Consider the following 10,788-nt stretch of genomic DNA (forward strand, 5'->3'; position numbering starts at 1 on the left):
TCGAGGGCCGCAAGGGCGGTCACCGGAACAGGCCCTCGAAGCCCTCGCAGCCATCGCACGGCCATCTCGACCTGATTCTTCTTGATGTGCTCGCGCAGCTCGGCGCGAAACGATTCTCCTCCGCGCTCGAGACCAACGAAGAACACGACCCGTTCGATCACGGCCGCGACGGCCATCACCGAGACCAGCAGCAGCGGCGCGATGAAAACGCCGCCCTGCGCCAGAAGACCTTTCAGCATCTCGATCATGAGACTCTCCTTGTGTGTTGGCGTCGATCGCTTGAGAAGCGGTCGCGTGCCACGTCGATTCAGAACGCGCGCCTCAGAAGCGGAAGGTGCCGTTCAGCAGGATGCGCCTCCCCTGCACCCATCGGGTGCCGGAGAACTCGCTCAGGAAGTTGAGAACCGATCGGTTATCGAACAGGTTCTGCACAGAGATCCCATACGACAGCCCGTGAATGGGCTTCCCATCGGCGCCGCGAGGCACGAAGCCGATGCGCAGATTGGTGATGAAGCGGCTGTGACGGCTCCCCACCAGCCCGAACGGATCGATGCCCACTGCATTGTAGAGGGGCACGAACTCGAGGGGATAGCCGCTGGCGTAGAGGGCGTCGACCGAGGCCGACCAGCCATTCTTCCAGGCGTACGAAGCGCCCCCCGTGACCTGCACCCGCTGATCGTGATCGTTGTAGTGGGGCAGCTCATCACTGAACGGGCCGGGGGCGGTGGGGCGCGACAGCCCCACCGTGCTCGAGAGGAAGCCGTTCCAGCCGAGGGGGTTCTGGGTGCTCAGCGAAACCTCGACCCCTTTGTAGAACGCCCGTTCGAAGTTCACCGGGGCGAAGATGGGAATTGTGGCGTTGGGGATGAGCAACCCCACGTCGACCTGGTTGTGGAAGTCCTTGTAGACCAGCGCCACACGTCCGCTCATCAACTTTGCCGGCTGAAACTCATAGCTCGCCTCATACACGTTCGACCGCTGCGGGAACACCGTTGTGCTGCCCGTGGGGTCGATCTCGAGGGGAGGCGCCTGGAAGAGATTGCTGTACGAGAAGCGGAGCGCAGCGGTGTCGGAGGCCGGGATGACCACGTTGACACGAGGCCCCACCGCACCCGTGCGCAGACCCGCGCCATTGTCGAACCCATCGGCGCGCACCCCCCAGTTGACGACGGCGAAGTCCTTCACCGGAAAGGTGTGGGAGAACCACGCACCGCCCATGACGCCCGGTCGCGAGACGTCGGCTGTGAAGCGCGTGGGGGCCACCGGGTCTGCGCTGGGATTCGGGAGCTGCCCACCGCCACCCGCGTCAATGACGTCGACCACCTGACGGGAGTGCATGAAGTCGGCTGCAGCACCCATCTTGAACGTATGCTCGGGGGCGATGCGAAAGTCGAACTCCACCGAAGGCTGCACCTGCACGATGTCGAGGGTCGTGCTGGGCAGGTAGGGGGCTCCGGGGTTCTCAGGGTCGGCCGGCTGGCCATTGGCCGCAAGCTCCGGGCTGAGCGCATCCGAGATGGTGGTGAACGGGGTGAAGACCCCGTTGTTGGTGACCCTCACGCGGCTCTTGAGATACGAGAGGCCGAAGAGGAAGTCGGCGTTGTCGGCCATGGCCCGCTTCCAGGAGAGGACCCCCAGCATGCTCACGTTGTTCTGCTGCTGGCGAACGCCCGCGGCGAAGTTCTGGGGGGTCTGTGACACGCCATAGCGGCCGTTCGAGTACGACAGGGTCAGCCCCAGGGTGTCGGTCTCGGTCTTCTTCGAGACCCGCACCAGCGCGCTCGTGTCGGCGCCGCGGTTGTTCAGCGTCTGCCCCACAGATGACACGGGCTCGAGCTTGTTGTCGGTGGCGCCGTAGGCGGTTCCGACAAACCAGGTGAGATCGCCGCTCTTGCTCGAGCCGCCCGCGCGCAGCAGACCCTCCACCGTGCCGTAGGTTCCCGCGCGGGGAACGAACTCGACGTACGGCTTCTCGCCACCTTCCTTCGTCGACACGTTCACCACGGCCCCCAGCTGCCCCCCCACGCTGGTATCGAAGAACCCGGTCTGGATGTCCATGGACTCGAGGAAGCGGGGATCGATGAGCTGGCTGGTGGCGTCTTCGGTGGTGACGGGCACGCTCACACCGTCGACCGCAACGCTCACCCCCTTGTGCTCGCCGCGCGCATGGAACTGGCCCAGCGAGTCGGACTGGATGCCGGCGGTGGTGGATGCCACGTCTTGAACCGTCGTGCTCCCCTTCTGCTGGTTGATGGCTCGAGACGCGCCCGCCTGGCTGTTGCCGGTGGCTTTGCGGGTGTCGATCAAGAGACGATCTGCCCGCACCTTGATGACCATCTCCTTGCCCTTGGGATCGAGCGCGGCTTCGTAGGACGCAGGTGTGACAGGCGATACCGTGACCGTGCCGACATCGTTCTCGTAGTCGGGATGCGCTATCTCGACCATGTAGTCGCCGGGCGAGACACCTTCGAAGCGAGCCGTTCCCTGCCCGTCAGACGAGAGAGACAGCGGCGGACGCTTCTTCGCGCGATCCTGGAGGCGGACCGTGGCGCCGGAGATGACCACACCCTTGGCAGATCGCACCGAAACGGTTACCTGGCCGCCTTCCGCGAAAGACGCGACGGTGGCAGACAACATGGAGAACAACAAGACGAGAAGAAAGACCCTGATGCGCATGACGCTCCCGATGCTGAAGCACTCGCAAGACAGCACTTGCGAGGAAGGCCGACACGCGTGCGAGAGCCGTCTACAGGCGCAAGGGAAACCTGCGCCAGGACGGATTCACCGCTTCACCATGCCGGATGGGTAGGCGCCTATGCAGTGCCCAGACGGGGCAGACCAGAGACGCCGTTCAGACCTCAAGCAGCGACAGCGAAAGGGGGTGCGCGGGCGCGACTCCAAGCGCGCGCAAGCCAGCGCACGGGCAGACAGCAGACATCGTGGACGCGCGCGACGTGTAGCGCGCAGCCTGTGAGCGCCAGGCACCCAGCCATGACGGCACCGCCGATGAGCGTGCACGTGGGGCATACGGCGCCGTCGCCCGCGACGTGTACCGTGGCGGAGACACGCGTGACGCCGTCTTCCGGACCGCGCGGGAGATCGTGGGCGTGGAACAGGGCCACCAGAAACGAGAAGAGCACGAGAAGCCCCACGATGGCCTCGCGGCCAGCGCGGCGCCGGGGCGGGGTTGCCCGTGGCGTCTCGTGCAGCATCACTGGGGTGCGCTCCTGAGGAAGTGTGAACGCCTGCCCGAGCCGGGCAGGAACGCGCGTATCATAGCAGAGAGTGTTCGGCCGTGCAAGATCCTACACCACGATGTTGACAAGCTTCTCCGGAACCACGACAACCTTCTTCGGCGCGCGCCCCTCGAGGGCTGAAATCACCTTCTCCGAAGCCAGCGCCAGCGACTTCACCGCGTCTTCTGGCGTGCCCGCCTCGACCTCGATCTTGTCGCGCAGCTTGCCGTTCACCTGAACGATGATGGTGCGCGTCGGATCAGCCGCCACCTTCTCGTCGAACGCGGGCCAGGTGGCATTCCACGTGAACCCGGGCTTGCCCATGCGGTTCCACAGCTCGTCGCACATGTGGGGCGTCACGGGAGCCAGCATGAGGCAGAGCAGCTCCATGACCTCGCTGCACACGTCGTCGTCAGCGTCAGCGCTGCCGAAGTACGGCACGGCCTCATTCACCAGCTCCATCAGTGCAGCAAGACCCACGTTGAAGCGGAAGCTCGACAGATCGTCGCCCACCTTGCGCAGCACCTGGTGAAGCTTGCGACGCATCTTCTCGTGCGTCGGACCGCCAACGTCTGCGATGCGGGCCGCCCAGTCGCCCTTGAAGCGCGCAAGCCCCTCTCCATAGAGGCGCCACACACGGTTCACGAAGCGCGCCGCCCCGTTCATCCCCTGATTGCTCCACTGCACGGCATCTTCGAAGGGGGCCACGAACAGCTCATACACGCGCAGCACATCGGCGCCGTACTGCTCGGCCATCTCGTCTGGCGTGACCACGTTGCCGTACGACTTCGACATCTTCACCCAGCGGTACATGATCTGATCTTCGGGGAAGCCCGCGCGCTCTTCCGGTCGCAGCACCACCCAGTCGACGATGCTCTCGTCGGCCTCCTCGTTGGCCTCGCTGCCCACGGGGCGTCGCCCGGGGGTCCACCCCAGCAGCATGCCCTGGTTGCGCAGCGTCTGGAACGGCTCGTCGAAGTCGATGAGGCCGCCGTCGTGCATGGCCTTGGTCCAGAAGCGCGCATACAGCAGGTGCATGACCGCGTGCTCGGCGCCCCCCACGTAGAGGTCGACCGGCAGCCAGTAGCGCGCCTTCTCGGCATCAAACGGAGCCTTGTCGTTGTGCGGATCGCAAAACCGCAGAAAGTACCATGACGAGCACGCGAAGCCGCCCATGGTATCGGTCTCGCGACGCGCCTCTGTCCCGCATGTCGGACACGACACGTTCACGAATCCGGGGATGGTGGCCAGCGGCGACTCGCCCGTGCCGCTGGGCTGGTACTTCTCGACATCCGGCAGGCGCACCGGCAGCTGGTCTTCGGGCACGGGCACCTCACCGCACTTCGGGCAGTGGATGATGGGGATGGGCGCCCCCCAGTAGCGCTGCCGGCTGATGAGCCAGTCGCGCAGGCGGTAGTTCACCCGCGCCTCGCCAAGACCCTCGGCCACCAGCTGCTTGATGAACGCCGGCACGACGGTCTCTTTCACCCATTCGCTCACGCTCTTGCCGGCAGGACAGGTCATGCCGGTGAACGCACCGCTGTCGATGACCTCGGTGCCGTCGACGGCCGCGTGCGTGAGGCTCGCCGCGTCGACGCCATCAGCCTGCTTGTAGACGAGGCGAATGGGGAGATCGAAGGCCTTGGCGAACTCGAAGTCACGCTGATCGTGCGCGGGAACGCACATGATGGCGCCCGTGCCGTAGCCCATCAGCACGTAGTCGGCGATCCAGATGGGCACCTGCTGACGGGTGAGCGGATTGATGGCGTACGCACCGGTGAAGACGCCCGTCTTCTTGCGATCCGCCGCCATGCGATCGATGTCGCTGGTTCGTCCGGCGGTGATCCGGTACTGCTCGACGGCGTCGCGCTGCGCATCGGTGGTGACATCGGCCACCAGCGGATGCTCCGGCGCCAGCACCATGAACGTGGCCCCATACAACGTGTCGGGACGCGTGGTGAAGACCCGCACCTTCTTGCTGGTATCAGACGCCACCGCGAAGTCGACCTCGGCCCCCTCGCTGCGTCCGATCCACTCGCGCTGCATGTGCTTGATGCCCTCGGGCCAGGCCACCGTGTCGAGCCCGCTGATGAGGCGATCGCCATAGGCGGTGATCTTGAAGAACCACTGCGGCATCGGGCGCTTCTCGACCACGCTGCCGCAGCGCCAGCAGTGCCCCAGCTTCACCTCTTCGTTGGCCAGTCCCGTCTTGCAGCTGGGGCACCAGTTGGTGGGCGCGTGCGAGCGATAGGCGAGACCGCGCTTGTAGAGGTACAAGAAGAACCACTGGGTCCACCTGTAGTACTCGGGCGACGACGAGTTGATCTCGCGGCTCCAGTCGTACGAGATGCCGATGAGCTTCATCTGGCGACGATAGGTGGCGGCGTACTCGTCGACCATCTCGCGCGGGTTGCGTCCGCGCTTGATGGCCTCGTTCTCGGCCGGCTGGCCGAAGGCGTCCCACCCCATCGGATGGAGGATGTTGTAGCCCTTCATCGCCATGGCGCGACAGGCCGCGTCGGTGGGGATGTAGTTGCGGCAGTGCCCCACGCTGAGCCCCGCGCCCGAGGGATACGGGAAGAAGTCGAGGGCGTAGAACTTGGGCTTGTCGGAGGTGTCAGACGCGCGATAGAGCTGCGCCTCCTCCCAGCGCGCCTGCCACTTCGGCTCGATCTCGGCGAAGGGGTAGCGGTCGGCGCGGGCGTCTTGGTCGACGTGCCCGGCGGAGGGATTCGGGGTGGGGGCGGTGTCTTGCATCGCGATGGTTCTCCGTGTGGCAGGCTGTGTGAAGAGATGGGAAAGGTGCGAGTTCGTCGCCTTCAGTGCGAACCCTTCGACAGCGCCCCCCCACGAGGAAGCCGCGGCTCGGGCGCGAACCCCCTCCCGCGTGACACATCCGTCCCCCAACAAAGACCCGGAGGCCCTGCACCGCGAAGGGCTGGCCCTCGCCAGCGAAGAGCGCCATGAAGAGGCCGCCGCCCGCTTCCTCGAAGCCGCCATCGCCGGCGTTGCCGACGCCCAGTACAGCATCGGCACCTGCTACATCAACGGCACGGGGGTGGCCCCCTTCGACGCCGAGGGGCTCTCGTGGCTGCTGCGCGCCGCCGATCAAGACCACCCCCTGGCCATGTGCGCCCTCGGGCTGTACTACGCCAAGCTCGATGAGGCGCAATCGGTGACGTGGTATCGAAGAGCCGCCGAGCTCGGCTTCGCCAGCGCACAGTACGAGCTCGGCATGTGCCTGCTCACAGGCCACGGGGTCGAGGTCGACGAGAAGGAGGCCCAGCGCTGGTTGCGAGACGCCGCCGGGCAGGGCGACGCCGCCGCCGCCACCAACCTCGCCATCACAATGCTCGGCGGTGCGCCCGACGATCAGGCCGAAGCCCTGCGATGGCTGCACCGCGCCGCACTCGCGGGGTTCCCCGCCGCCTGTCACGGTCTCGGCGTGCTCTACACCGAAGGCCGCGCCGCACCCGTCGACGAGGTGTGCGCGCTCATGTGGATGCGCCAGGCCTCACGCAAGGGCTGGACCCAGGCCCGTCTGGCCCTCGACCGACTCTTCGCCACGGGCGCGCTCGCGCCACCCGCCGACGCAGGCGACATCGAGGAGACCCGCGCCGCGGCCGACCGAGGCGACGCCGAGGCGCGGCACGCGCTGGCCACGGCCTATGCCCTCGGTCTGGAGGTAGAGGCCAACGAGACCGCGGCCCATCACCTGTTCAGCCGCGCGGCGCGAGAGGGTTCTGCGCGATCGCAGCTGGCCATGGGGCTGCGCCTGCTGCGGGGCATCGGTGCCGAGCCCGACCCTGAGGCCGCCCTCGACTGGCTTCGCCAGGCGGCCGACCACCTCGCCCTCGCCGCCTTCCTGCTCAGCGAGTGCCACGCCCTGGGCAGCGGGGTCGAACGCGACGACGCACAGGCGCTTCACTGGCTGCAGACGGCCGCCCGGAGCTCGCCTCACGCCGCCTACAAGGCAGGCGTGCTGCTTGCGAAAGGCCAGGGGGCATCACGCGACCCAGCCGCTGCGCTGCGCCACTTCGAGGACGCCGCCGCTCGGGGTGACGTGCTCGCCCTGGGCCAGCTTGCCCGCTGCTTCGCAAGCGGCTTCGGCACCTCGCCGTCTCCCGAACGGGCGGCCGTCTACGCCACCCAGGCCAAGGCCTTCGGTCTACCGATCGACTGAGCCTGGCTCAGGTCGAGCCCCCCCCGCGATGAAGGCCAGCGCCTCCACCAGATGGTGACGGGGCACCAGCACATCGAGCAGCAGGTCCGGATGGGCGTCACGCGCCCAGGCCAGCAGCGCGCCCACATCGTCCGCAGTCATCTCGAGGGCCGCGCTCGTCGACAGCCCCACCTCTCGACAGACCCACGCAGCGTCATGGCCGGTGCTCTCGCGCGTGATGAACAGCAGATCGGCGCAGGCCTCCTGCCACTGCCACGGCTCGATTCGGGCGAACCCTTCGAGAACCCGCTGGCGCAGGGCCGACGGCGAGGTCTGCGAGACCCTCCGCCGCAACGCCAGCTCATCGACGGGCAGCGCCATGGGAACCCCGCTACCCGCGGCCAAGATACGGCGCTGCCGCCGACGCGACATCGCCCGCCAGATGCCGAATCCCGCGGCACCCGCGCCGAGCGCGGCCACGAGCGTTCCCGTCAAGCGACGACGTCGCTCTGCGCTCTGGAGCTGGCGCTGCTGCGCGGCTGCGGGATCGGGTTGCTCACGCGTCGTCTTCTGTTCGCTCTGCTGCACGAGGTGACTCCTTCGCGGGGCCGGTTGCCCCAAGTGCGATACCCATCTGGCCGCCCGTCCAACACCGAAGGCTTCTGGGTGAAACACCGCGTGCGCGAGGGCACACTGCTCAGAGAGGAAACCCCGCCTCTCGGCCTCACCGAGGACGAAGCGCGACTGCGCTTCGATACCGAGGGCCCCAACGAGATCGCGCGGCCATCAACGGGAAGCATGCTGCAGACCGGGCTGCGCATCGTGAGCGAGCCCATGATCGGCCTTCTAATGGCGGGCGCGGGTCTCTACCTCGCCTTGGGCGACCGCGCGGAAGCCCTGATGCTGCTCGGCTCGGTGCTGCTCATCGTGGGCATCGGCACCTGGCAGGAGCGCCGCAGCGAGCGCGCGCTCGAGGGCCTGCGCGATATGGCCTGCCCGCGCGCGCGCGTCGTTCGCGAGGGGAGCACAAGACGCATCCCTGGACGCGAGGTGGTGAGGGGCGATCTCGTGATGCTCGCCGAGGGCGATCGGGTTCCGGCCGACGGGGCGGTGCTGCGGAGCACCCACCTGAGCATCGATGAATCGCTGCTGAGCGGTGAATCGGTGCCCGTGTCCAAGCATGCGTGGAACAGGCGCGCGCCACTGGCCAGACCGGGGGGGGCGAACGCGTTCGTCTACGCCGGGACGCTGGTGTCGAGCGGCCAGGCCCTCGTGCAGGTGCTCGAGACGGGCTCGCGCACCGAAGCCGGGCGCATCGGTGCGGCCGTGGGCCGTGCCCCGCTGCAGGTGTCGCGATTGCAGCGCGAGAGCCGTCGCGCCGTGCGGTTCATGGCCTTGAGCGGACTCGCAGTGTGCGCCGGCGTGTTCGCCCTGCACGTCAGCCTGCGAGGCAGCTGGCTCCACGCTCTCCTTGCCGCCATCACCCTGGCCATGTCGCTGCTTCCCGAGGAGATCCCCCTCGTGCTCACCCTCTTCACCGCCATGGGCGCCTGGCGCCTGGCCCGCAAGAACGTGCTCACGCGACGCATCCCCGCCGTGGAGAGCCTCGGAACCATCACCGTGCTCTGCGTCGACAAGACCGGTACCCTCACGCAGAACCGCCTCACCGTGAGCACGCTGCACAACCTCGACTGCGCCTCTGCCGTGCGCGACGGGTGCGCGCTGGAGGAGCCCTGGCACGAGGTGCTCGAGTATGCGGTGCTGGCCAGCCATCGTGACGCCGTCGACCCCATCGATAGCGCGCTGCGCGCGTGCAGCGTCGAGATGCTCGGGGGCACCGAGCACCTGCACGATGACTGGCATGTCGAGCGCGACTACCCGGTGAGCGGTGCACGAATGGCGGTGTGTCGGGTTTGGCGGACGCGAAGGGAGCGCCAGAAGCCGTGGCCCGCCTCTGCCGGCTGACAAGCGAAGAGCACAGCACCCTCGTGCAGCACCTCGAGGCACTGGCCGCGCGCGGCGAACGGGTGCTGGGCGTGGCCCGTTCCCAGGTCGGTGCGGAGCCGCTGCCCGACGCGCCCGAGGCCTTCTCGTTCGAGATGCTTGGGCTGGTGGGGTTCGAAGACAGGCTTCGCCCCGGCGTGCCAGAAGCCGTGGCCGAGGCGCGGGAAGCCGGGGTGAGAACCGTGATGATCACAGGCGATGCCCCCGCAACCGCGCGCGAGATCGCGCGACAGGCGGGGCTGGGGCGCACGGTTGACGTGATGATCGGCGCTGAGATCGACGCACTCAGCGACGCAGCGCTGGCACAGGCCATACGCGAGGTCGACGTCTTCGCCCGCGTTCTGCCGGAGCACAAGCTGCGCATCGTCGAGGCGCTGCGCCAGAACAACGAGATCACCGCCATGACGGGCGATGGTGTGAACGACGCGCCTGCCCTGTCCGCCGCCGACGTGGGCATCGCCATGGGCGAGCGCGGCACCGACGTGGCGCGTGAAGCCGCGGCGCTGGTGCTGCTCGACGACGACTTCTCGAGCATCGTGGCTGCCATTCGGGGCGGGCGACGCGTGTTCGACAACCTCCGACGGGCCGTCGTCTACATCTTCGCGGTGCACGTTCCCATCGCAGGTCTCTCGCTGGTACCGCTTGCGTGGAAAGGCCTGCTCATTCTCCAGCCCGTGCACATCGTTCTGCTCGAGATGGTGATCGACCCCGCCTGCTCATTCGTCTTCGAGAGCGCGCCCGAAGAGCGCGACATCATGCGCCGTCCACCTCGAAGCGCCGACGTGTCGCTCTTCGACACGACCGCGGTCTTGCGTGGGCTCTCGCAAGGCGCCACCGTGCTTCTCGCCTGTCTGCTGGTCTACGGCTTCGCCACCTCTGACACGCCCGACCCCGACCGCATCCGCACGATGACGTTCACCGCCCTGCTCCTCTGCAACGTGTCCCTGGTGCTGGCCAACCATCCGCGACGCAGCCGCGGAGAAGCACGCAGCGATGCGCGCGTCTGGGCACTCGTGGGAGGGGTGGCGGGCATGCTGGCCCTGGCCATCTACCAGCCCACCCTGAGCACCCTGTGCCACTTCACCCCGCTGCGCGCCCACGACTGGGTGCCATCCCTTCTCGGCGCGCTGGGAACGTGGGGCGCGATGCGGATGCTTCCCGTTCTCGGTGACGCCGCGAAGCGATAGAGGAGAAGCCTCCTGCAGACCAGAAGCCAGGGGCCACTCACGGGAGGTGTCGCGCGCGTGAACCGATCCATACGACAGCTGCGGGTGGGGGCTGCCCTGCTTGGACTTCTGCTCATCATGTTTCTCACGTCTTGCGGCGGCACGGGTGGCGGGTCGGCTGCCTCGGCCGCGTCAGACGGCGTGGGACTCGCCACCGCTG

7 protein-coding genes are annotated in these 10,788 nt (G+C 67.5%); 3 read left to right on the forward strand and 4 right to left on the reverse strand.

Going from position 1 to position 10,788, the window contains the following annotated elements; genetic code table 11:
• The 4 genes from EB084_11275 to EB084_11290 all read right to left on the reverse strand — a co-directional run.
• Positions 1 to 248 (reverse strand): hypothetical protein (locus tag EB084_11275; GenBank protein NDD28835.1); only part of this gene is annotated, 248 nt, incomplete at its 3' end.
• A gap of 73 nt (positions 249 to 321) precedes the next feature.
• Positions 322 to 2,712 carry a TonB-dependent receptor gene (locus tag EB084_11280; GenBank protein NDD28836.1) on the reverse strand — a complete coding sequence of 797 codons (2,391 nt, stop codon included), beginning with the start codon at positions 2,710 to 2,712 and terminating at the stop codon, positions 322 to 324.
• 146 nt (positions 2,713 to 2,858) lie between these two features.
• On the reverse strand, positions 2,859 to 3,215 hold the full coding sequence (locus EB084_11285; GenBank protein NDD28837.1) for a hypothetical protein: 357 nt from the start codon (positions 3,213 to 3,215) through the stop codon (positions 2,859 to 2,861).
• A gap of 90 nt (positions 3,216 to 3,305) precedes the next feature.
• Positions 3,306 to 5,993: a leucine--tRNA ligase gene (locus EB084_11290; protein ID NDD28838.1), complete on the reverse strand. Its 2,688-nt coding sequence runs from the start codon at positions 5,991 to 5,993 to the stop codon at positions 3,306 to 3,308.
• Here EB084_11290 and EB084_11295 point away from each other — a divergent pair.
• From EB084_11295 to EB084_11305, 3 genes are read left to right on the forward strand one after another with little or no spacing between them, the layout of a single operon-like run.
• On the forward strand, positions 5,974 to 7,419 hold the full coding sequence (locus EB084_11295) for a sel1 repeat family protein (GenBank protein ID NDD28839.1): 1,446 nt from the start codon (positions 5,974 to 5,976) through the stop codon (positions 7,417 to 7,419). The two genes, EB084_11290 and EB084_11295, sit on opposite strands and share 20 nt — an antisense overlap.
• 51 nt (positions 7,420 to 7,470) lie before the next feature.
• Positions 7,471 to 9,363: a hypothetical protein gene (locus EB084_11300; GenBank protein ID NDD28840.1), complete on the forward strand. Its 1,893-nt coding sequence runs from the start codon at positions 7,471 to 7,473 to the stop codon at positions 9,361 to 9,363.
• A complete protein-coding gene (locus tag EB084_11305; GenBank protein ID NDD28841.1) occupies positions 9,303 to 10,589 on the forward strand; it encodes a cation-translocating P-type ATPase in 1,287 nt (428 codons plus the stop codon). The genes EB084_11300 and EB084_11305 overlap by 61 nt, the downstream gene beginning before the upstream one ends.
• Positions 10,590 to 10,788: the final 199 nt, after the last annotated feature.

The organism is Pseudomonadota bacterium, assembly GCA_010028905.1.
In the GTDB taxonomy this organism is placed as follows: Bacteria; Vulcanimicrobiota; Xenobia; order RGZZ01; family RGZZ01; genus RGZZ01.